The following is a 23,866-nucleotide window of genomic DNA, read 5'->3' as shown; positions in this document are numbered from 1 at the left end:
ATATTGTATTGGATAGACAGGCTATAGCCATACTATCCAAGGGAGGTTGAAACTATGTCCGTACAAGGGCGACACCTATTTACTTCCGAGTCTGTCACTGAGGGGCACCCGGATAAAATTTGTGACCAAATTTCCGACGCGGTACTTGATGCTTTTTTGGCAAATGACCCTTATGCTCGGGTAGCCTGTGAAGTGTCTGTAGCCACCGGGTTGGTGCTGGTAATCGGGGAGATCAGTACGAAATCCGAGTATGTCGATATTCCAGCGATCGTTCGTAAAACGGTTAAGGAAATCGGCTATACGCGTGCTAAATATGGTTTTGACTACAGTACCTGCGCCGTTCTGACATCGCTGAATGAACAGTCGGCTGATATCGCGCAAGGCGTAAACGCCGCTCTGGAAAGTCGCGATCAGGCTCAAGTCGATCAAGAGACGGAAAATATCGGGGCCGGCGATCAGGGGTTAATGTTCGGGTTTGCTACGAACGAAACGCCGGAGCTGATGCCGCTTCCGATCGCTCTGTCGCATCGAATTGCACGCCGCCTCTCCGAAGTGCGTAAACACGGTACGCTTGATTATCTTCGTCCCGACGGCAAAACCCAGGTGACGATTGAATATATTGACGGCAAACCGAAACGTGTAGACACGATTGTCGTGTCGACGCAGCACGCTGAGGAAATCACTTTGGAACAAATCCAAAGGGATATTAAAGAACATGTGATTCTCCCTGTTGTTCCGGCAGAGTTGCTGGACGGGGATACAAAATATTTTATTAACCCGACAGGCCGTTTCGTTATTGGCGGTCCTCAAGGGGATGCCGGTTTGACCGGACGTAAAATCATCGTGGATACGTATGGCGGTTATGCTCGTCATGGCGGCGGCGCTTTCTCGGGCAAAGACCCGACAAAGGTAGACCGTTCCGCAGCGTATGCCGCTCGCTATGTTGCGAAGAACCTTGTTGCTGCAGGGCTGGCCGATAAGGTGGAAATCCAATTAGCGTATGCGATTGGCGTTGCCAACCCGGTATCTATTAACGTTGACACGTATGGAACTGGTAAGGTGTCGGAAGAGAAGCTGGTGGAGCTCGTGCGTCAGAACTTCGACCTTCGCCCGGCGGGAATCATCCGTATGTTGGATCTGCGTCGTCCAATTTATCGTCAAACCGCGGCTTATGGTCATTTCGGCCGTACGGACATCGATCTGCCTTGGGAAAGAGTGGACAAGGCCGAGTTGTTGAAGGCACAAGCAGGGCTGTAATTGTATATTGTTTAAGACAAGGATATTCATCTATTTGGGTGAGTATCCTTTTTTTATTCCCTGAATTCTAAACTCGCTGCTACCTTTTGCCGTTATTAATTATAGGTATGTCTTGAACTCGTATCATTTTTTACTTTACATATATGATTGCAACCGGGGAAGGGGAAAGGAAATGAAAAAGAAACTCTCGTTATGGATTGTTATTGCGATGATATTTAATATGTTCATAGGAGTATGGGGAGAGGACGTTGCGAGCGCGGCAAGTGCCACTGCACCATTACCTACTGTGGTTCCCGCGAACGGTTCTACGAATGTTCCAGTCGATACCAAACTGCAGATCAGCGTTCCTGGGGCGAGAATCAAGACGAACGGAACGCAGATGTATACGATATCTACAAGTTTGGGCGGGGTGACAGATAAAAAAGAAATTACCGTTACGGAATCTACTTATAGAGATTCTATTATATTGACGCCACCAACTTTATTGCAATATAACACAGTGTACACCGTTTCTTTGCCTGAGGATGCTTTTACTATCGAAGGAAGCGGTGAAACTACGGCAGCCTATAGCTGGTCTTTTACGACAGCCAAATCTTCAACGACGGCACTATCTGCATCCTTTAGTCCGAGCAATGGGAGTACGAATGTCAGCATTAACACCAAACCAACGATTACGTTTAACCGAAATATTAGATTGAATCCTGGTGTTGCAAATGGGGGAATTACGCTTAAAAAATCTAGCAACAATGCAATCGTACCTATTACGGTGTCGGCGAGTTCCAATCTTGTGACAATCTATCCAACAAGTTCAACGCTGGAGGCGGGTACTAGTTATTATATTGAAATTGCGGGGAACGGGATTTACGATGCTCAGAATACATTAATTTATTATGCAGGAATAAGTGGAAGTAATCGTTGGAGCTTCCAAACTGCTGCTCCTGATAAAACTGCACCCGTACTCCAAAGCGCAACGATGTATAGCAACACAGCTATTCGATTATTGTACAATGAGCCATTGCTGTCCACTTCAAATTTGCCCACTTCCTATTTCACAGTGACGGTGAATGGAGAAACACGTCGGATTAGTTATGTTACCGTATCCGGGGATGCTGTATATGTAAACCTAGAGACTGGTGTAGCTGTCGGGCAGGATGTGAAAATCAGTTATACGGGTAGCACTTCGGGGATTCGGGATGTGGCCGGAAATGCTGCGGCTGCCTTCACCGGAAAAGTAGTTACTAACGGGATTGACTCGGTTATGCCGAAGCCAAAAGACGGGTATGCAACAAGCAACACGGTCACGTTGTATTTTAGTGATTCACTTAAGAGCCCTTCGAGTTATGCTTATCAACAATTCACGGTTACGGCTAATGGAAGTTCCAGGGGGATAAGTAGTCTATCCCATAGCGGCTCAACCATTACGCTGTATTTGTCCAGCTTGATTTCGAACGGTGATGTTGTCAAAGTATCCTATACACCAGGTTCTTATCCACTGCAGGATTACCGCGGTTTTGATATCGCGGGCTTCACCGATTACTTTGTTCGCAACACATATGATTCAGTGGCACCTGTATTTCAAGGGGTTGAGGGTTCTGGCAACAAAGTGATCTTAACGTATAATGAAGCATTGCGTACCAGCCCGACACCGTTAAAAAGCCAATTTTCGATACTGGTTAATAATGCACCGGTATATGTCACAGGTGTTGAAATTGTATCCAACCAAGTGATCCTAACCTTGGCTTCGTCATTTACAAAAGATCAGAACGTAACGTTATCTTATGTATCGGGTACAGGTGGCATCGCGGATCTAAATGGAAACCTGGCGGGTTACATCAACCTGCAGCCGGTAACATACAGTACCGTAGTTGAGGGGGTTCGTTCAGCCACGGTCACGGGAGATACGCTAACCATAACGTTCAATTCTACATTAAAGTCGGCGTCATATGTTCCGGTTAATCAATTCTACGTAAATGTGGATAACGTGAACCGTGGGGTTCAATCCGCGACTATTAGTGGCAATACGGTCATCCTGAAACTGAGCTCTGCTGTAACAGCCGGGCAGGTCGTAACATTGTCCTATCTGACAGGTGCGGCACCTTTATATGATAATCTGGGCAACATGATAAAAAGCTTTAATAATTTATCGGTACAAAACTTAATGGGTGGTCAGTCTACAACGCCAAACGGGGTCCAACCGGATTATCTGACCGTCATGAGTAATGCTCAGTTCGGAGTTAGTGGATATCTGTTAAACGTGAATACGGCCCAAGCTACTGACAGCCGGTCGCGTTTAGGCGCAGGAACAAAAAAATATACAATCGATAATACCAAGCTGCAGACGGCCTTTAGATATTTAGTAGACAGCAACGCTTCAGTCCGCAAAGTGGTATTTGAGGTACCTTCTACCGAGAAAGCAGCAGAAGTGGCTGTTCCACTTAGTGCACTGATGGATGTTTATAGTAGAGGAAAAACGGCTTCGTTTATGGTCAAATATAATCATGTGATGTATGAATTGCCGGTGGAAAAGATTCCGTTTACCGAAATTTCCAGGTTGCTTAATGTCAGTGCATTAAACTCAGCTTATCTTACCATTCAACTGGAGACGGTCACGAAAGCACAATTACCGGGGACGAACTACAGTAATGGCGTCACAACAACCCCGATGACGGACCCGGTGCAAATCTATGTGTCAGCATTTAACGGAGTGAATTCGCAAAACGCGGTAGAGGTGTCCCACAACGGACAACTTTACTTCCGAGCGACAAATACTTCGCCTAATGGTCAATTTTTGCTTATGAAATATGACGTAAATACACAAACCGTATCTTTTGTTCCGTCTAAAACAACAACTAGCGGCAGTGCAATCATCTTTAACGGGAAGATTAACGGCAATGCTGTAGTTGGTCCGGCGGTGGGCTACAGTTACTTCTCTGACACGACCAAGCATTGGGCTCGTGCGGACATTAATGAGTTGGCCAGTCGCTTGATCGTAACGGCTGCTTCGGGGTCGAAGTTTGAACCGGAGAAAAAAATTACCCGTGCTGAATTTGCGGTCTACATTGCAAAAGGCCTCGGACTGACTGGAGATGAATCCTATGCCCGTCGCTTCCCGGACGTTTCTTCTGGGACGACAGCGGCGTACATCGGGGCTGCGGCGAAGGCCGGGATTATCAACGGTAACGCGGACGGCACGTTTAAGCCGAACAGCAACATTACGCGGGAGCAAATGGCGCTGATGATGGTGCGGGCGATGGAATACGCCGGCTACAATACGTCGATGACCGGTGCGAGCACGGCAACGCTAACGAAGTTCAAGGACGCGGCCAAGATCCAGTCCAAGGACACGGTGGCCAAAGCCGTGAAGGAAGGCATCATTCAAGGTGTGACGACAAATACGTTCCAGCCGCAAGGCAATGCGACACGTGCGCAAGCGGCGGTCATGCTGAAACGTGTCCTGGATAAACTGAACTACATTTAATCCACAACGTTTCCCGGCACTAGGGGAGGAACCCAGGTGTCGGGATTTTTTTTGACTGAGGAGGGGGTGTAGGCGGCCAGATCTCTTGCGGGGATTATCCCGTTGCATCAGTTTGAATCCGGTTGTGGAGAAGAGGGGAGAGATGCTCAGTTGAAGCTGCCCCAGCAACCGTTACTTTGGGTGAAGCGGCGCTCCAAGGGAACCGAAAAATCTCAAGCTCTCCCTTCTGAACGAAAGGGATAATCGTGTAAAAGAGGTGCGAGAAGGGGCGTGCAGATTGTAAATGTGTTTGTGAGTAAGTGCGTATGTGCATAAGTGCGGTGTTCGGAGTTGAGCAAGGCGGAGCGAGGCCTTCCTTCGGGGAAAGTTTTGCTCACAAGTTATCTACCAAATCCACATTATCCACAGAAGTTAAGCACATGCGATAAGAGGAACGAACAAAAGTTATCCTAGTTTTCCACAGAATTTATCCCCAATATCCACATTACCCACATAGATATTCCACAAAAGTTAAAGAAATTGATAGGTTCCTTTAACAATCTTGCTAAATTTCGTAACTTTTCGGCTCAAAAGTAGTCTATTAATAAGGGACTAGCTTTATAGAAGCGCGTTAGAAGCATGAACAGATGGGAGAGTTGTCTAACAAAATGGTAGTCAGAAGAGACGAAACCGGAACAAACCAAATCCAAGTGAATATGGATCTGGAAGTTGTCGAACGTCAAAACTCGAAGTTGGCCCACCTGGTGGCAAAGAGCGGCAAACGCATCGCACTTGTCACGCTGGCGGGATTGATATGGATTCAGCCTGTGATTGGCATTGGACCGATCGCGGGACCGGCTTTGACTGCGGAAGCAGCAGCAAGCCAAACGGTGAAGCTTAGCGAAGAAATGATCACGTCGGGGGCCAAGCTCGTGAAATACGAGTACACGGTGACCCGGTCGGGCAAACCGGTGAAGGTGCTGACCGATGTAATTGAGGTGGATTTGACGAATCCTTACGTCCAGCTGGACGTGATGACCGGCAAAGGGGGACAAGTAACGACGAGACAAAGCGTGGAAGGGATGGTCAAGGAAACCGGGGCTGTCGCCGGGGTGAACGGTGATTTCTTTGCGACCGGCGGCCAAGGCGTTCCGATGGGACCGGCGGTGTCGAAAGGGACCGTTGTTACCAGCCCGGCTCAGCTGCAGGGGATGTATGCTTTTGCCGTGCGCAATGACGGGACCCCGCTGATCGACCGTTTTGGCTTCAGCGGTACGGTGTTCGCCGAGGACGGTTCGACGTTCCCGCTTGCGGGCATCAACCAGGAATCCTATATGACTGAGCCGGACAAGGCCTATAGCCACGTGAACAAGATGTTTATTTATACGAGTGCCTGGAAAGCGGAGGAACGTCCAGCGGCCAGCGCAACAACCCCAACCGAGGTACTGGTGCAAGGCGGCGTGATTACGCAAATCTCCATCAAAGCGGCGATTCCGGGACCGGTGCCGGCGGATGGGTATATTTTGCGTGCGCATGGCACGGCGGCGGACTATGTAGCCGCTCACCTGCAAGTCGGTCAGCGCGTGGATACAGTCTATCAGCTGCAATCTTTGACTGACGGGCAACTCGTAGACCCGGCGGATCTGAAAATGATGATTGGCGGCCACACGCTATTGGTCGACCAAGGCAAAGCATCGGCGTTTACCCGTTCAACGACATCGATCAGCGGAGGCAGCGCCGTGGCACGGACCGCAGTAGGTTACTCCAAAGACGGGAAAACGGCCTATATCATTACCGCCGAGAAAAACAGCAACAGCACCGGCCTCACCTTGAAGGAGCTGCAAGGCTTCATGACGGGAATCGGTGTCTGGAAAGGCTTGAACCTGGACGGCGGCGGCTCCACAACGATGGTCACGCGGCCGCTGGCGGAAACGACGCCGCAGCTCACTTTTACGACGTCCAACGGGGCGGCGGGGCAGCGCGCGGTTGCCAACGGGCTTGGCGTATTTACGACGGCACCGCAAGGTTCGCTGCTTGGTCTCAAAGTCAGCGGCTCCTCCACGTTGTTCATCGGGCAAACTGTGCCGTACGCTTTGAAAGGATATGATACGTACTACAATCCGATCGATACGAGCGGCATCCAAGCTTCGTGGCAAGCCAGCAACGGCAACGTGGTATGGACCGACAGCGGCTTTAAAGGCGTGAAGGCGGGCACCGCCAAAATTACCGCCACCAGCGGGCAAGCCAAAACCAGCATGGACGTGAAGGTGCTGGGCGGCACGGATCTGGAAAGCCTGACGCCGGGCACAACGTTTGCTCCGCTGCAAGCAGGAACCAGCGTAACGGTCGCCGTAACCGCCAAGCTGAAGGATGGACGTACGGTTGACGTTCCAGCGGAATCGGTGAAATGGACGTTCAGCGGTATGAAAGCCAGCGTACAAGGCGGCGTGCTGACAGTCCAATCCGTGAACAATGGGGCGAAGTTTGCGTATGCGACGCCATCCTATGACGGCTTTAACGGAACACCGGTCGTGCTGTCTGCTTCCACCGAAACGATCTGGGAAAGCTTCGAAAACGTCGCCTACCCGATTTCCTTCACCGGTCTTCCGGCTGAAGCGAAAGGATCGGTAAGCATTGTGCAAGGAACCGGCGAGCGCGCCAACTCCAAGGTGTTGAAGCTAGATTACGATCTGACCGGCGGTTCCGGCAGCAAGTTTGCTTATGCCCAATTTAACGGCACGAGCGGCAGAGCGATCCCGGACAACGCAACGACCTTGACGGTGGATGTGCTAGGCGATGCGAGTCTGAACTGGGTGCGCGCCGAGTTGTCTGACGCGGACGGCAAGCCAGTTTACATCGACCTCGCGCGTCCGATGGATTACACCGGCTGGAAGACGCTGACGGCGGATCTGACCGCAAATAACATCAAATTCCCGGCAAAGCTGAAGCGGCTTTATGTCGTAAACGTCGAAGAAGGCCAGGACGAACGGGCGCTGACAGGCAGCGTATCTTTTGACAATGTACGGTTTACGGCTCCTGCATCCGGCGGCAGCAACCAAGATTTCCCAAGCGCGAAGGCAGTGATGGTAATCGGCCAGAAGTCGATGACGGTAAACGGGAAGAAGCAAAACCTGGAAGTTGCGCCATTGCTCAAAGACAACACGACCTACGTGCCGATCAAGTACGTGCTGGACGTCTTTGGCGGGAACGCAGCTTGGAACGGGGCAGCCAAAAAAATCACGGTAACCCGCGGTGCTACGGTATTGGAGCTGACGGTGGGGCAGAAGACATTTTTGCTTAACGGGGTCTCTTCCAAAGCGGAGGTTTCTCCAATTATTGTTAACGGAAGGACTTTAGTCCCATTACGTTTGGTCTCCGAACAGCTTGGAATTGGCGTAAATTGGGAGAAGAAAACCAAATCCATTACCCTCGAATCATGATATGATTAGTCTGGGACTATACGGACTAAGAAACGGAGAAGGATTGTGTGGATTTTCAAGCGGATGCCATAGATCGCGTTATTAATAACGCCGTAAGCGTATTGAAAGACAGCAAGCTGCAGATCCTGGAAATACTAGATTCGGCCCGCAATGAGCTGAAGATGCTCAACAACGAGCTGCAAAATGTCATGAAGGAAACGGCGGAAACGGTAGAGAAGGTAGACCAGCTCGAGATCAACTACCGAAAATCCCGCATCCGGCTGACGGAAGTCAGCCGGGACTTCGTGCGTTATACTGAAGAAGATATTAAGCAAGCCTATGAAAAAGCAACCCAGCTCCAGCTCGACCTGCTCATTTACCGGGAGAAGGAAATGTATCTGAAGGCTCGCCGCGACGAACTGCAGAAGCGTGCACGCAACGTGGAGAAGTCGGTGGAGCGCGCCGAAACGATCAGCTCGCAGATGAGTGTTGTGCTGGAGTATTTTTCCGGTGAATTAGGACAAGTGACCCGGATTTTGGAATCTGCGAAGAACCGTCAGTTGATCGGATTGAAAATTATTTTGGCTCAGGAAGAGGAGCGCAAACGGATCTCCCGCGAGATTCACGACGGTCCTGCCCAGCTGCTGGCGAATCTAGTGCTAAGGACGGAAATTGTAGAAAGAATGCTTGCTAAGCAGGAATTTAAACTAGTACAAGACGAAATAGTAGATTTGAAAGCGCAGGTCCGCTCGAGTTTGGAAGAGATGCGGAAGGTTATTTTTAATCTGCGGCCGATGGCATTGGATGATCTGGGATTGATTCCGACGCTGCGGAAGTATGTACATGACTACGAAGAAAAGACGAAAATTAGAGCGACCTTTGAAACCCGGGGCAAAGAGCACCGGTTGTCCTCTCCGATGGAGGCAGCGATCTTCAGGTTGGTACAGGAAGCGCTGACCAATGCGGCGAAGCATGCTTTTCCAACTTATGTGGGCGTTGAAATCACGTACCAGGCACAAATGATCCGGATTGTGGTAACCGACAACGGGTTAGGCTTCAAAGTGGACCAGCTGGAACAGAAGACGAAAGAGCATACGCACTTTGGATTGATTGGCATGCGGGAGAGAGTGGAGCTGCTCGAAGGCCGGATGGAAATTGAATCGGCGGCCAACTTGGGCACGAAAATCATCATTCATATCCCAACCAACTCAGATAAGAGAAAGGAGTACCAGGATGGATAGTCTTACTAGTGGAACCAGACAAGTGATTAAAGTTCTCCTGGCGGACGATCACCAGTTATTTCGTGAGGGTCTGAAGCGGATTTTGAATATGGAGAAAGACATCGAAGTCGTTGGCGAATGCGGCGATGGCGCCCAGGTGCTGGAAAGCTGCTTGCAGCTTCAGCCGGAAATCGTACTGATGGACATTAACATGCCATTGCTGAACGGCGTGGACGCTACGGCCGAGTTGCGCGAATCGCTGCCGAATGTGAAGGTCATCATTCTGTCGATTCATGACGATGAGAGTTATGTTTTTGAAACGCTGCGCAAAGGGGCGACGGGTTACCTGCTCAAGGATATGGAGGCGGAGTCCCTGATCAATGCGATTCGCACGGTAGCGGAGGGCAATGCGTTCATTCACCCGAAGGTGACGGGCAAATTGATTCAGCAGCTGCGCCGGATGGAATACCTGAGCGAAACGGGAGCGATTGCCGAGGATACCGCGATCCGCGAAGCAGGCGTGAAATTTGTAGCCGGCGACGACAACCCGCTGACCCGCCGGGAGGCCGAAGTGCTTCGCTTGATGGCGGAAGGCCGCAGCAACAAGATGATTGGCGAGCATTTGTTTATTAGTGAGAAGACGGTTAAGAACCATGTCAGCAGTATTTTGCAAAAAATGGACGTCGACGATCGTACCCAAGCGGTGATTAATGCGATTAAGTTCGGCTGGGTAACCCTGTAAGACAGCAGGGGGATTCCAAATGGTGCTTACCGTCCTGCAGCTGGGTTTTGGAGGCTTGGCGGGAAACGGACAGGAGGCTGTCTGCGGCCGGGGTTACCATTTTATTCATGATCTTGAAAAGTGAGGCGAAGTTGCGGTTACATCCAGTGTCTTGACTGCTTTGGTGTCCCGGTTGCATCATGATCGCCTCTCGAACGAACGGCACCGGCCAATATACATAGTGGGTGGAAGGCTAACGGATTTGTTGATATACCTTGCTCTGCGGCTCCTTCTGTGCGAGCCCAGTAACCGACCTCTTGGCGGCGGCATATATTGTCGCTATAAGGGAGGTGGGTACGGTGGTTTCTTATATTGGCTGGATCCTTCTCAGCTACGGCTTGGCTGCGGCGTTGGTCCATGTTTTGCACGGAATGGTTCGGCAGGGAAAACGGAAGGATTGCAGGGTTCATTATATTTTGGTGACGAGCAATCATGAGAACCAATTGGAATGGTATTTGCGGGCGCTCTCGTGGTATGCGCGGCTGCGTGGTTTATCCCTGCAGGTCACGGTGTTGGACGAAAGCTCGCAGGACGATACGCTGGCGATCTTGCGGAAGCTCGAAAAGCAAGGCGGGATAGAGCTCACCGTCATCGGTTTGGCGGTGGTGCAGCAAGAGGATGTGGAAGCGCATGCGGCCATGGTGGCCGAGGACGCGCCGGTCTGCATCGACCTTCGCGTACCGCGGGAGGCGGACAAAATTCCATATGTCCATGTGTAAACAACATAGGATCAGGCAGGCGCATAGCAATGCGCAGATTAAAGTGTGAAGCACACTCTTTTATGGCGAGATGCCGAGGAGTGTGCTTTTTTGTATTTTTACGGGTGAGATGGGGAGTGAGGTGATGGCGCATGGAGTTGGATTGGGGGAGCAGGAGAAGGGGCATCAAGGAGTGACATTGGAAGTGATAGGGGGTGATCAGTAGTGTAAAGCGGATGGGGCGGCGGGGAGTGAGGCGGTCAGCCGTTCTAACGGAACACAGGGACGTTATTAGCCTGGAAATACGAGATTGGTGATTTTAACGGAACGAGGAGACCTTATTTGCACTATACATGGGAGTTTTGTTTCTCTTTTTGGTCGGATAAGGTCTGCTGGTTCCGTTAGCCCGGGAAATAGCGGGGAAATAGGCAAATAAGGTCGCTCAGTTCCGTTACGAATGAAAAGGGATCTCCGGGTCATCAGGGCAACTCAATAGGGAAACTTATATAGGGCCCAAGATGCGACAGAAGGTGTGAGGATTTTGGTGAAAGAAGTCGAAGTATCGGAGATATTTTGAAATTGAAAAAACTAAGATCCGAAAAAGAGGAATTATCCGAAAACTGTTGAAATATGGATAAAGATGTTAGAAATTAGGAGGACGGTGGAAATTGTGAGAGGGAGTCTGTATGCCGTACGCACTAAATCTGGATGGCAGCTTCGTGTTAGCTTAGATTTGCACGTTGACTTGTTGTGGTGGGTCGATCGAGAGGCGCACGCAATGTATTTATTATCCGAAGGATTACCGTTCGGCTGGGCGGTTGAGGCTAGAGATTCCTTCAAGACGTTCAACGCGATGGATCGGTGGACCAAGCGGGAATGGGACCTTTTTTTGATGCGGATCTTGCAGGAGGAGATTAAAGCGGAGGCTAAGCTGACCCATCCGGCTGAGCGGCTAGATAAAGATGCTTTGATAGGACGGCATCGGGGGTGGCTGATGAAGGCTGGCCAAATCACGGCATGGGGACGAATGTTTAACCATCGCGGGAATGACGAGGAGCATGAGGATCTTAGGACGGAAATGAGGTTGATGGATCGGGTCGGCGGGAGACAGGGGAAAGAACTGTCAGCTGACTTGGGCGGCGCGGGGGTGGCGAAACCACGGCGAGAGGAGATGCGCGGCGAGCTGGCTGAGCTCGCCGATGCGGCGCAGCGCCTTGCCGCTGCGCTGGAGGGCCGCTCGCTGCTGGAGGCCGAGCTCCAGCAGCTGCTGGCGGAACGCCTGCCGGGCCTTGCCCCGGTCTGGCGTTCCGCCCTCCAGCACGCGCACCTGCAAGGGCGCGTGCAGCTCACGGCGGGCGTGGCCTCCGCCCGCCAAGATCCGGGCCCGCGTTGGCGCCGGGCCCGAACCCCCGCTGCCGGCGCTGCGGCAGCGGGGTGCATCGCCGCACGCCCTGCGGGTCGTGCGGCTCCCGCGGCTGCGCCTACTGCGAGGCGTGCCTCGCGCTCGGGCGCAGCCGCTCCTGCGCGCTGCTGCTGCGCGGCAGCAGCGCGGGCGCCGTGCCGCCGCATGCCGGAGGCGGCACGGCCGCGGGCCTGGCCCCCACCGGGTCCCTGCTGGACCGGTGGGGGCTGAGCACCGCCCAGCGCAGCGCGGCGGGGCAGGCGCTGCGCTTCCTGGCGCAAGCGCAGGAAGCGGCTTCGCAGCGGCCAGGGGCAGCAGCAGCTCACGGAAGGCAGGCTCTCTCTCTGGTCTCGCGGCGCTCCCTCTCGCGCCAGATGGAAACCGAGCCAAGACCGCCGCGCTTCCTCCTCTGGGCCGTAACCGGTGCCGGCAAAACCGAAATGATCTTCCCGTTGCTGCGCTATGCATTGGATAGCGGCGGCCGGGTGCTGGTCGCGACGCCGCGCCGTGATGTCGTGCTGGAGTTGGCGCCGCGGGTGGCGAAGGCTTTTCCCGAGGAGCCGATGGCGGTCTTGTATGGCGGAAGCCCGCAGCGATGGGAGGAGGCGCGGTTGATCTTGGCTACAACCCATCAGCTGATGCGGTTTTACCAGGCCTTTGATTTGGTTGTGATCGACGAGCTGGATGCTTTTCCGTATCACAACGATCCGATGCTGAACTTCGCGGCGGAGGCCGCTTGCAAACCGGAGGGGCGGTTTATTCTCCTCTCTGCGACGCCGCCTGCGCGGATGCGAAGAGAGATCCGGGCGGGGCGGTTACCGCATGCGAAAGTACCGGCAAGGTATCACGGCCACCCGTTGCCGGTTCCTGAAAGAATCACTATGGCGAGCGTGGAGTTGTGCCTTCGCCGCCGCGTGTTGCCCTCAGCACTGCTTCACCCGCTGCGGCATTCCGTTCAGCGCGGGGCGCAGATTTTTCTCTTTGTCACGCGGATTCGCCAAATTGCAACTTTTTCTGAGCTCTTGCGGACTTATTTTCCCGGGATCCGTATTGAAGGGACTTCTTCCACCGATCCGGACCGGAATGAGAAAGTGCGCGCCTTTCGGGAAGGGCGAATTCGCATGCTGGTGACGACAACGATTCTGGAGCGCGGGGTCACCGTACCCAAAAGCGATGTATACATAGTGGATGCGGACAGCGACTTGTTTGATGAAGCCTCATTGGTGCAGATGGCAGGAAGAGCCGGCCGCTCCAAGGACGATCCGAACGGAAAGGTTGTGTTTGCCGCACCGGCGTGGACCAAGTCGCAGCGAGATGCGATTCGGCAAATCCGGATGATGAACGCGGCGGCTTACAAAAACGGCTTTATACAGGTAAAGGAGGTTCAATAAGATGATGAAGTCATCCCAGAGTGTTGCGAATGATGGTTCAAGCACGCGAAACCGAAATCGGCGTGGGGTTGCCAAGTTCCGATATTCCAAGCAAAGTCCTGCGGGACAATCCGTCGGCAGATGGATTTCAGGGCATTTCGACGAGACTCATGTTGATCTGATGAATTCTAGCCTGTCTCATTCAGCTGGAATAGGAGCACCAGCGGCAACCTGGCTCCGTTCTGCGGATGATTTCATATCAGGCTCTGACGCTTTGTCTTCCAGCACTTTTTTCAATACTGAGGAGAAAAGCTTTTCCTGGAACGGATTGTTAGCTCCGTTACATCAGTTGTTGGCACCTCCCGCCATCCCTTGCTTAACGTGTGGAAAGACAATATCCGAGCGCGTACGAGGTTATCCAGAAATCTGCCTATCCTGCTATCTCTCGATCCCTTGGATCAAAAACCCTCGTTGCCAAATCTGTGGTCGGTCAATGGGTTGCCCGGATTGCACTCGGAAAGGACAAGCCCCCCGCAGCTTCGTGATGAATCGAAGTGCTGTTGCCTATAGCCCGGCGATGCGCGAGTGGCTTGCCCAATATAAATACCGTGGAAATGAAACCTATGGCACGATTCTAGCTCGAATGACGGGTGTGGCTTACCGGCAAATGGTGAAGGAATTAGAAGAAGCAGGTTATATCAGCAAAGGTAAAATCGGCGAATCTTCCTTCCGATTTCATGCGGTAACCGCCGTTCCAGTCAGCAGCGAACGCATGCAGGAACGTGGATTCAATCAAGCCGCTCGGTTGGCCTATGGTGCTGCAACGGCAGGGCGAATCCCTTTGCTGAATTTGCTGGAACGTTCGCGCCACACCGAGAAACAAAGCTTCAAGACACGATGGGAGCGCCTGCATGACCTGCGCGATGTTTTTCGCCCGACTGCTCTTGCCGCAGAAAAACTTTTGGCAGCAGCAAACGAGGTGAAGCTGAATCGAAGCCAGCCCTCCTACTGGGCGACATCTTGGGCGTGGGCTTTTGGAGGGGAGATGCATGCCAAACCTCAGGCTACCGCACAGAAGTCCAACGATTCAGATGTTGCAAAACCGAATTACTTTTCCCAAATCCTACATGATCAGTCGCCTGAGCCGATTCGTATATTACTAGTCGATGATGTCTATACGACGGGAAGCACGCTTGAGGCTTGCTCCCGCGTACTTCATGAGCTTTGTGGACGCATAGGTCGCCGCGCCGAAGTTTATTGTTTGACTTGGGCTCGATCCTAGAAAATGTAAACTTCCTAATTCTTCTGATCAAATATATAGACGAACCCCCTATAAATGAGGTAATCTAGCATCAAACGAAGCGATTCTTGAAAGGACGTCGAAGCATATGGGGATCAATCTAGAGAATTGTCCGCGCTGCGGGAGATTGTTTGCCAATAATTTCAGAGATATTTGTCCTTCTTGTATCAAGGAAATTGAAGAAGAGTACGAAAAATGCCTGAAATATTTGCGTGAAGAGAAAATGGCCACAATCCAGGAAGTTCATGAAGCAACTGGTGTTTCTATTCGTCAAATCACTAAATTCATAAAAGAAGGTCGCATTTCCGTTGCAAATAACCCGAACATGATGTATCCCTGCGAAGTATGTGGTGTATTAATTCGGGATGGAAATATGTGCGATTCTTGCCGCACTCGTCTTGTACGCGGTTTTGCTGCAGCAGCTAGAGAGGACTCCCAGAATGGCCAGGAATTTGGCGATAAGCGTGGCAATGGTGCTTACAATGCAATCGACAAATTCCGTAGTCCTTAATGACTAAAACCCTGATTCTTTGGCATAATATTCTTTAACCTCCAATCGTTCGCTATTAAAAAAGCCTAAACCAACGCCGATAAACTTAGTAAAGATTATCGGCTTTTTTATTTGAAGCGAGGTGAATGTAAGTTGAAAATCAATGAAACGGGAAGAATCGGCGGAATTAATCCATATCTACGAAATATTGAAAATCGTGACAACCATTTACCAAAAAAGAAACAAGTAGACCAAGTTTCCATCTCATTGGAGGCTAAGGGGATGCTTGAGGAATATAAAAAGGTTCAGGACCCTCAGCGTATTGAACGGATTGCCAAATTGAAGGAAGAGGTGTCGTCGGGGACATACCATGTGGAAGCCGGGAAAATCGCAGAGAAGCTAGCTCCATACTTTAAGTCGTTTATCGAATCAGGTGAAAAAGAATGAGTGTACAACAAGTTGTCGACGCATTGCGACATTTGGACGAGTTGTACCGCACCTTGATTGAACTTGGGGCTGAGAAGCAAAAAGCGATTATGGCTAATGATGTGGCTGGTTTGACTCAAGTCATGACCAAGGAAACCCGATTGCTGAAACAAGCAGCTGAGTTAGACGAACTGCGTGAGGAGTCCGTATTCCGGTTTTTGAAGGAGAAGGGAATTCGCTCACAATTAAACCTTACGATCACGGAAATGAGTCGCTTGGTATTTGATACCGAGGAGAAGCAGATGCTTTTGGACGCACAGAGGCAATTATCAATAACATTACAAGAATTGAAACGTCTTAACGCTATTAATAAAGAGCTAATTGAGCAGTCGCTTACGTTTATTGATTATAGCTTGAATCTGTTAACAAGCCTGCCTGAGGACGAATTGATGTACACTGATCCAACGAAACAACAGGCTACGAAGAAAAATAGAAGTTATTTCGATACTAGAGCATAAGGGACGACAGGAAGCGAGGTAAATTATGAGATCGACTTTTCATACGCTCGAAGTGGGCAAGCGAGGAATTCTGGCACAGCAAACAGCACTTGCCACAACTGGTCATAATATTACGAATGCCAATGCACCTGGCTACTCTCGTCAAGTTGCGAAAATGGCAGCGGCAAGACCCATTGAGTTCCCAGGATTAACCAAATCAACAAACCCCAACCAACTCGGCATGGGTGTAGAAGTTACCAGTATCAGAAGAATCCGCGACTTTCTGCTCGATATTGAGTATCGGAATCAAAATTCAGATCTATCCACTTGGAATGTTAAACAAGAGGCACTGTCCAATATTGAGGGGATCTTCAACGAACCTTCTGAAAACAGCATCGCCACAAGTATCTCGGAGTTTTGGAACGCTTGGCAACAATTGAGCAAAAACCCCAGTAGTTCGGACTTGTCCTCACGTACAGTCGTTCAGCAGAAAGCAATTGCTTTGACCGAAACTTTCAATCATATTGCATCACAATTAAATACGCTTAGTAGCAATATTACTCAGCGAATTGATGTGAAAGTGGCTGAAGCTAACAATACGATTCAACAAATCTCCGACTTGACGATAATGATCAATCGAGTGGAAGGTTTGGGGGATAACGCAAACGATCTGCGAGATCAGCGGGACTTACTCGTGGATCAATTATCTTCTTTAGGCAATGTCCAGGTTACAGAAACTGATGATAACTATCAGGTTATGTTTGGTGATGTACTAGTTGTGAATGGTACGCAGGCACCAGTAGAGTTTACTTTGGCTAATACAGCGTCTCTCACCAAGGGTGAGATTGCAGGATATATTGAATCTCGTGATGTATTTGTTCAAGGCTACATTAACCAAATGAATGTGATGGCAAACACTTTGGCAACAGGTAAAATTGAAGTCACATTACCTGCCGGATCTATTTTGCCGGATGGCGTTACAATTCCTGGAGCCCAAATGGATCCAGCCAACCCGCGGAAATTGATGCAGGATATTAAATATACCGTTGATGGGTTAAATGGTCTGCATAAGTTGGGGTACACTCTCCAGGAGCCAGCGACCGTGGGGAAAGATTTCTTTGTATCTAGCGATGGCGGAGCTATTACAGCGGCTAATATTCGTGTTAACCCGGAAATTCAAGCTAATCTTGCTAATATAGCGGCATCGATGCGCACAGAGCAGGTAACAGTGAACGGTGTTGTAACGGAGAAAGTGCTTCAAGGGAACGGTGACCTTGCTTTGCTCATCGCTTCACTATCCGAAGGGAAGTTTGATTACAGTACTCAGAACGGTGCGCTTACTAATGAAGGTACCTTTGGGAGCTATCTTCAATCGGTTATAGCTCAATTAGGTACGGATTCGGACGACGCTTACCGTATGGTTCAGAACGGCACGTTGTTGTCCGATCATGCTGATAGTATGCGACAGGCCGTAAGTAGTGTATCGCTTGATGAAGAAATGGCGGACATGATCAAATTCCAGCATGCCTACAGTGCATCCTCTCGTGTGATTACAACCATTGACGAGATGTTGGATAAACTAATTAATGGTACCGGTGTAGTCGGGCGGTAGATAGGAGATGAATGACAAATGCGTATTACTCAATCGATGATGAGCAGATCCATGATGAGCAATCTGCAAAATAACTACCGACGTTTGGACAAGTATCAGGAGCAAATGATGACGAACCGTCGCCTCAACCGTCCTTCCGACGATCCAGTTGGCGTCGCAAGCGCCTTGCAATATCGGGCAGAGATTAGCTCGACTACGAAGTTTGAAGAGAATGTGGAAGATGCGGATTCTTGGATGGCTTTTACGGATAGCGTATTAACGGAAACAACGCAAATTATACAGCGTTTGTCTGAACTCGCGGTGCAAGGTGGAACGGATACCGTCCCGGCTGATGCGAGAAATAATATAGCTCAAGAAGTGGATCAGCTTTACAAGCAACTGGTTTCCCTCGGCAATTCTCAATTCAAGGGGAAATACATCTTTAACGGGGAACGCGTGAATGAACAGCCATATCCAAGCGATCCAGCTAATACAGCATATAGTTTGGATCAAGGAGAAGTTGATTATCAGATTGGAGCGGGAATCTATATCTCTGTTAACCTTTTAGGAGACAAGGTATTTGGAGCATCAGGAGATCCAACGGGCCTATTTGCTGTTATTGATAGATTTAAAAATGCCTTAACTGATACAAGTCCTGCTGGAACCCAGGCTATCCAAGATATCATCCCACAGCTTCAAAAAAATCTAGAAAATGTGATTACCGCTCAGGCTGAAGTTGGCGGTAAGCAAAACCGACTTGAATTCACAATGAGTCGACTAGAGGATCTGAATTTAAACTACGTCTCGCTTCAGTCTTTGACGGAAGATGCCGATATGCCTTCCGTTATTACCGAGCTAAAGACAGCGGAAAGTATTTATCAGGCCTCGCTAGATACAATGGCACGGATCATTAGACCAAGTTTACTCGACTTTCTGAACTAGGAGGGATTTTGGTGCAAATTCCTCGCATTCAGATTCAACAAGGCTATAGCAAGATTGCGTTAGAGACGACTCCAGGACGTTGGAGCATTGAGCAACCCAGGCCTTCACTTAACTTGCATCAAGAGCCTGGGAAGTTAGAAATGCAGCGAACAGACGGAACACTTGAGGTTGATGCGAGAAGAGCTTGGTCGGCTCTAGGGTTAGCTAAATTTGATGAGTTTACGGATCGAATAGCACAAAGCTCGTTAGAGTCATCCTTGCAAAATATTGCTGAAATTGCGCAAGCGGGTGACCGGATGATGGCGTTTCATAAGCCGGGAAATGCCTTTGCCGAAATTGCACGACAAAACGCACTTAAGGATAGGCCTATCGAATATCGCGGTTCTCCGGATTACGATAATGTTGATGTGACCTTTACTCCAGGGTCACTCTCAATGAATTATCTTCCAGGCAAAGTTACCGTTGATCCCGAGCTTCGTAAGCCGGTTATTGATTATTATCCAGGTAAAGTTAATCCGTACTTAGTCCAAAAAAACTTTATATTTATGACGGCAACAGGAAGGCAACTAGATGAAGTTGTCTAAAGGAGTATAGCTATATTGAAAACAAGTTGTTTCATATAGCTATTTTTTGTTAATTCAAGGAGGTCTCTCTGTGAAAATAAAATCAGTAAGATTTGGTGAAATAGAAGCTAATTCCGATAACACTTGGACTTTTGCTTCACCCATTCTAGGTTTTGAAAACTTTAAAACCTTTGTTCACCTGACTCAGACCAATAGTCCTTTTGAATTTATTCAATCCGTGAATGATGAAAATCTAGCTTTTGTTGTTGCAGATCCATTTCAATTCGAGGCGAACTATGAGTTTTCATTGGATCAACGTTGGCTCGATATCCTCAATATTCAAACGAAAGATCAAGTTCTTGTAAGATCCATAGTAACAGTTCGCTCCTCTGCGGATATAACGATGAACCTTAAAGCCCCGCTAGTGATAAATTTGAAAACAAAGGAAGCGGCTCAAATTATTTTGGATCGCCCAGAGTTCAATACTCGACATTCGATTTTTAATGCAAATCAGCGGGAGGTCAGCCATGTTGATATTGTCGAGAAATAAAGGGCAAAAAATCATGATCAACCACGATATTGTGATTTCTATTGTCGATGTTTCCGGAGATCAAGTGCGAATCGGTATCGAGGCCCCTAAGCAAGTAACTATATATAGAGAAGAAATTTACAATGCCATTCAACAACAAAATAAAGATGCGATTGTAATAAATGGGGATATTAAGCAATTTTTGCTTGAAATTGATCCACCAAAACCAAAATAATTTTTTAAAAATGTTGATTTGCCTGTAAACAATATAAAAAAGGTCTCCGATATATATATTATGGGGCGAAAGTTATGGTATTGGCGGCCGCAAGCCATAAAATCGACCAAACTAACGGGTGAAGCAAGGATGCTAATCACCAACACATTCCAAGGAGGAATTCTAGTATGCGTATTAACCACAACATCAGTTCTTACAACACTCAACGTCAATTGTCTTTTAACAACACGCAACAAGGTAAATCTCTGGAGAAATTGTCTTCCGGCTACCGGATCAACCGTGCTGCGGACGATGCTGCTGGTCTGGCAATCTCCGAAAAAATGCGTAACCAAATCCGTGGCTTGGAGCAAGCTTCCAGAAACGCTTTGGACGGCATTTCTTTGATCCAAACAGCTGAAGGTGCGTTGAACGAAACTCATGCTATGCTGCAACGTATGGCTGAATTGTATGTACAAGGCGCTAACGAAGTTTTGACTACTACAGATGCTGCTAAAATCGATGCGGAAATTAATCAACTTACTCAGCAGATCGGTTCCATTGCACAACAAACGCAATTTAATACCAAAAAATTGCTTGACGGGTCCACATCATCCGTTATTTTTCAAGTTGGTGCTAATGGTGGCGAGACGATTACTCTTAATCTGCAAGCTGCGCTTGCAACTTCTCTAGATATTGCTGGTTTGACTAGTTTGTCTTCGAATCCAACAGCAATGAACTCGACTGCTGCTGCAAACCTTGCTTCTGTTCAAGCGGCAATCAACTCGATTTCTGCAATTCGTTCTGATCTCGGTGCTGTTCAAAACCGTCTGGAACATACAATTAACAATTTGGGCACTACTTCCGAGAACCTTCAAGCAGCTGAATCCCGTATTCGTGATGTTGATATGGCTAAAGAAATGTCCGAATTTACGAAGAACAACATTCTTCAACAAGCTGCTACTGCAATGTTGGCACAAGCCAACCAGCAACCTCAAGGTGTATTGCAGTTGCTGCGTTAATTTTCATCTTAGCCGGCCGGGATACCGGCCGGTTTTTTTATATAAGTTAGTTTAATGTGAAGAGGAGGAAACGAAGTGAGAGTTGATCCGAACTCTTCATCTGCTTTTCTGACACCGGGTATAAGGGATGTTCATTCCTCCGCTTTGTTGAGACCAATTGATTCAAAAGACACCCCGAACAAGGAGGATTATACGGTAGAGGAACTTGCGGATAAGATTAATAAAAATCTAGCTGAAGCAGGGACTCATATCAAAGTAAAGCTACATGAAAAAACGAATACTATTATGGTGACTGTAGTATCTGATGAAACTAATGAAGTTGTTATGGAGATTCCCAGAGAAAAGACCCTCGACCTGATGTATAGTATGTGTGTTCGGGCAGGGATATTCATGGATGAAAAAATGTAGAAAGGGGGAGATAGAGTGACTTCTCCAATTCGATTGACAGGATTTAGCGGGATGTTGGATACAGATAGTCTTATTAAAGATTTGATGAAAGCGGAACGTATCCCCCTTGATAATGTTCTGAGAAAAAAACAGTTTACTCTTTGGCAGCGTGAAGATTATCGTTCAATGAACACAGCATTATTATCTTTTCGATCTGTTGTTAACGATCTGCGTTATGAGTCAAACTTCCAAACAGTTAGAGCAAGTTCCTCTAATTCTAGTGTGCTAGAAGTGGCATCTGGTGGGGCGAACCCTAGTTTGAGTCTGGTCAATGTTACTAAACTGGCAACGTCTGCAACTATTGTAGGCGGTCAAGTTACTCAATCTCCAACTGATCCGGTGTCTGTGGGCGGTACAGTAACCATAACCGGTGCTACGGGTTCGGCAGAAATTACGATAACTGCAGGGACATCAACGATGGATTCCATAGTAAAGGACATAAACAGCAACTCCTCTATAACTGGAGTAAAGGCAAGTTTTGATAACACAACAGGTGTGTTATATCTTAGCTCAAATTCTACAGGGGCAGCATCCAAAATCGAAATCACATCGAGTGGAACTAATGCGCTGGCTCAAGTTTTTCAGTTGGACAAGTTATCAGCGACCGGGGGCGATGCGGAATTTACTGTAAATGGTGGCTCAGTAATTAAGTCAAACTCAAATAATATAACTATTAACGGAGCTCAAGTTACACTTCGTGGCAGTGGCGAGGCGACTATTAGTGCAGTTACGGATCGAAGTACAGCAATTGATAAAATCAAGAATTTCGTAGCAAAATACAATGAAATAATAGACTTGTTTTCTACTGCTACTTCTACTAAGCGGAACCGGGATTATCAGCCTTTGACAACTGAAGAGAAAAGTGCAATGTCCGAAAGCGAAATTGAATTGTGGGAGAAAAAGGCGAGAGCAGGTACATTGTATCAAGATAGCTTGCTTACGGGGGCGCTTGGATCTTTTCGTTCAGCATTGAATACCCCACTAGATTTATCCAATAAAAGTCAATTGGATATGCTATCTGACATAGGGATTACAGTCAAGTCAGACTGGAGGGAGAATGGTAAGTTAGAAATCGACGAAACCAAATTGAGTGAGGCTATAAATACTCGTTTTGATGAAGTTGTTCAGTTGTTTACAAAGACATCTGACACAATTGCCGATACTTCGGATAATGTCAAGAAGCGTAGAGGAGAGCTAGGTTTTGCCGAGCGTATTTATGAAGAAATAACAAAGCAATTGACAAATCTTACAAAAAAAATCGGCTCTGGATCGATCGAAGCTTTGGATGATAGTGTGTTAGGAAAGCAACTCAAAGAACTTGGTGATAGAGAGTCGGATTTGGAACGGAAATTGGAGGATATTGAGACAAGATATTACAAGAAGTTTACGGCTATGGAACAAGCTCTTCAAAAACTCAACAGCCAAAGTTCTTGGTTATCTTCTCAATTAGGCGGATAGTTTTGAGAATGTTAATAGAATTAACTTATGGAGAGATTAAACATGCAGAACACACAACAATTGCAATACCTAAAAGTACAGGTTGAAACAGCTAGCCCTGGCGAGTTGACTTTAATGTTGTATCAAGAGATCGTAAAATCTTTGCTTAAAGCAAAGCAATTTTATGCTTGGAAACAATATGAAGAGATGAATACGGTGTTGCACAAAGTGCGAAGCATTTTTAATGAACTGATCATAACATTGAATTTCAAGTACGAGATATCCGAGGATCTTAGAGATTTATATTTATTTTATAATGCTCATATTGCCAGATTTATCGTTAGTAAGGACGAGGTTCTTCTTGATGAAACTCTTGAATTTGCTAGATTGATGGTAGATACATGGAAGCAAGCATTAATGACTTTGAAAACTGGTAAAGGTAATTAAGTGAAATGACAAACACACCTGAAACGACTATCGATCAGATCCTCTCGCTTTATAGAGAGTTTCTGAAAGCCCCTTCTTTTGAAAGTTATGAATCAAGAGAGAATGAAATAGGGGCTCTGTTTGACGAACTGAAACAACAAGATCTCGGTAATGTCGACCACTTGAAAATACTTGAACTCAAACAATTACATGATCACGTAATAAGTATAATTCTATTAGAAAAAGAAAGTCTTGGAGAAACTATTTCCGTCTTTAATAAAAAAAAACGTGCTAAGTATCAATATGGAAAAGTATCCAATTACGAAAGTGGTATGGATGCTTTTTTCCTAGATTATAAAAAATAAAAAGGAGGTTTAGTTT

The 23,866-nt window shown here is 48.1% G+C and carries 22 protein-coding genes; all 22 read left to right on the top strand.

Annotated elements, in window-relative coordinates:
• The first annotated feature begins 54 nt into the window (after positions 1-54).
• The 22 genes from metK to NSQ80_RS19210 all read left to right on the top strand — a co-directional run bounded on the left by metK (position 55) and on the right by NSQ80_RS19210 (position 23,850).
• Positions 55-1,257, top strand: a complete 1,203-nt coding sequence (gene metK / locus NSQ80_RS19315; protein WP_339300470.1) for a methionine adenosyltransferase — start codon at positions 55-57, stop codon at positions 1,255-1,257.
• Positions 1,258-1,429: 172 nt separating this feature from the next.
• Positions 1,430-4,735, top strand: coding sequence for a SwmB domain-containing protein (locus NSQ80_RS19310; protein ID WP_339300468.1), 3,306 nt, complete (start codon positions 1,430-1,432; stop codon positions 4,733-4,735).
• Between the two features lie 647 nt (positions 4,736-5,382).
• Positions 5,383-8,154 carry a stalk domain-containing protein gene (locus NSQ80_RS19305; RefSeq protein WP_339300466.1) on the top strand — a complete coding sequence of 924 codons (2,772 nt, stop codon included), beginning with the start codon at positions 5,383-5,385 and terminating at the stop codon, positions 8,152-8,154.
• A 47-nt stretch (positions 8,155-8,201) separates the two neighbouring features.
• The gene (locus NSQ80_RS19300; RefSeq protein WP_085170136.1) at positions 8,202-9,374 is read left to right on the top strand and encodes a sensor histidine kinase; all 1,173 of its coding nucleotides are present in this window, start codon (positions 8,202-8,204) and stop codon (positions 9,372-9,374) included.
• The gene (locus NSQ80_RS19295) at positions 9,367-10,095 is read left to right on the top strand and encodes a response regulator transcription factor (protein WP_339300462.1); all 729 of its coding nucleotides are present in this window, start codon (positions 9,367-9,369) and stop codon (positions 10,093-10,095) included. Before NSQ80_RS19300 ends, NSQ80_RS19295 begins: the two co-directional genes overlap by 8 nt.
• 338 nt (positions 10,096-10,433) lie before the next feature.
• Positions 10,434-10,853: a hypothetical protein gene (locus NSQ80_RS19290; RefSeq protein ID WP_009225331.1), complete on the top strand. Its 420-nt coding sequence runs from the start codon at positions 10,434-10,436 to the stop codon at positions 10,851-10,853.
• 757 nt (positions 10,854-11,610) lie between these two features.
• A complete protein-coding gene (locus NSQ80_RS19285; RefSeq protein ID WP_339300459.1) occupies positions 11,611-12,465 on the top strand; it encodes a hypothetical protein in 855 nt (284 codons plus the stop codon).
• Positions 12,390-13,625 (top strand): helicase-related protein, encoded by a 1,236-nt coding sequence (locus tag NSQ80_RS19280; RefSeq protein ID WP_339302191.1) that lies wholly within the window; start codon positions 12,390-12,392, stop codon positions 13,623-13,625. Before NSQ80_RS19285 ends, NSQ80_RS19280 begins: the two co-directional genes overlap by 76 nt.
• 1 nt (position 13,626) lies before the next feature.
• On the top strand, positions 13,627-14,886 hold the full coding sequence (locus tag NSQ80_RS19275; RefSeq protein ID WP_339300457.1) for a hypothetical protein: 1,260 nt from the start codon (positions 13,627-13,629) through the stop codon (positions 14,884-14,886).
• A 112-nt stretch (positions 14,887-14,998) separates the two neighbouring features.
• Entirely contained in the window at positions 14,999-15,415 is a 417-nt protein-coding gene (locus tag NSQ80_RS19270) for a TIGR03826 family flagellar region protein (protein ID WP_028538147.1), read from the top strand.
• Between the two features lie 132 nt (positions 15,416-15,547).
• Positions 15,548-15,841 carry a flagellar biosynthesis anti-sigma factor FlgM gene (locus NSQ80_RS19265; RefSeq protein ID WP_028538146.1) on the top strand — a complete coding sequence of 98 codons (294 nt, stop codon included), beginning with the start codon at positions 15,548-15,550 and terminating at the stop codon, positions 15,839-15,841.
• A complete protein-coding gene (locus NSQ80_RS19260; protein WP_028538145.1) occupies positions 15,838-16,338 on the top strand; it encodes a flagellar protein FlgN in 501 nt (166 codons plus the stop codon). Before NSQ80_RS19265 ends, NSQ80_RS19260 begins: the two co-directional genes overlap by 4 nt.
• Before the next feature lie 25 nt (positions 16,339-16,363).
• Entirely contained in the window at positions 16,364-17,929 is a 1,566-nt protein-coding gene (gene flgK, locus NSQ80_RS19255; RefSeq protein ID WP_028538144.1) for a flagellar hook-associated protein FlgK, read from the top strand.
• An 18-nt stretch (positions 17,930-17,947) separates the two neighbouring features.
• Positions 17,948-18,850 (top strand): flagellar hook-associated protein FlgL, encoded by a 903-nt coding sequence (gene flgL / locus NSQ80_RS19250; protein ID WP_339300452.1) that lies wholly within the window; start codon positions 17,948-17,950, stop codon positions 18,848-18,850.
• Between the two features lie 11 nt (positions 18,851-18,861).
• A complete protein-coding gene (locus tag NSQ80_RS19245; RefSeq protein WP_339300450.1) occupies positions 18,862-19,434 on the top strand; it encodes a DUF6470 family protein in 573 nt (190 codons plus the stop codon).
• Between the two features lie 70 nt (positions 19,435-19,504).
• Entirely contained in the window at positions 19,505-19,963 is a 459-nt protein-coding gene (gene fliW, locus NSQ80_RS19240) for a flagellar assembly protein FliW (protein ID WP_339300448.1), read from the top strand.
• Positions 19,941-20,177 carry a carbon storage regulator CsrA gene (gene csrA / locus NSQ80_RS19235; RefSeq protein ID WP_339300446.1) on the top strand — a complete coding sequence of 79 codons (237 nt, stop codon included), beginning with the start codon at positions 19,941-19,943 and terminating at the stop codon, positions 20,175-20,177. Before fliW ends, csrA begins: the two co-directional genes overlap by 23 nt.
• A 167-nt stretch (positions 20,178-20,344) precedes the next feature.
• On the top strand, positions 20,345-21,175 hold the full coding sequence (locus NSQ80_RS19230; RefSeq protein ID WP_339300444.1) for a flagellin: 831 nt from the start codon (positions 20,345-20,347) through the stop codon (positions 21,173-21,175).
• A gap of 75 nt (positions 21,176-21,250) precedes the next feature.
• Entirely contained in the window at positions 21,251-21,583 is a 333-nt protein-coding gene (locus NSQ80_RS19225) for a flagellar protein FlaG (protein ID WP_339300442.1), read from the top strand.
• Positions 21,584-21,598: 15 nt separating this feature from the next.
• Positions 21,599-23,080, top strand: a complete 1,482-nt coding sequence (fliD, locus tag NSQ80_RS19220) for a flagellar filament capping protein FliD (RefSeq protein WP_339300440.1) — start codon at positions 21,599-21,601, stop codon at positions 23,078-23,080.
• Between the two features lie 42 nt (positions 23,081-23,122).
• Complete coding sequence (gene fliS, locus NSQ80_RS19215; protein ID WP_339300438.1) at positions 23,123-23,506, top strand: flagellar export chaperone FliS; 384 nt, start codon at positions 23,123-23,125, stop codon at positions 23,504-23,506.
• A gap of 5 nt (positions 23,507-23,511) precedes the next feature.
• Positions 23,512-23,850 (top strand): hypothetical protein, encoded by a 339-nt coding sequence (locus NSQ80_RS19210; protein WP_339300436.1) that lies wholly within the window; start codon positions 23,512-23,514, stop codon positions 23,848-23,850.
• Positions 23,851-23,866: the final 16 nt, after the last annotated feature.

Source organism: Paenibacillus sp. FSL K6-2441, assembly GCF_037964765.1.
Taxonomy (GTDB): domain Bacteria; phylum Bacillota; class Bacilli; order Paenibacillales; family Paenibacillaceae; genus Fontibacillus; species Fontibacillus phoenicis.
Note: the sequence above shows the minus strand (reverse complement) of the source record. Positions and strands in the feature narration are given on the sequence as shown.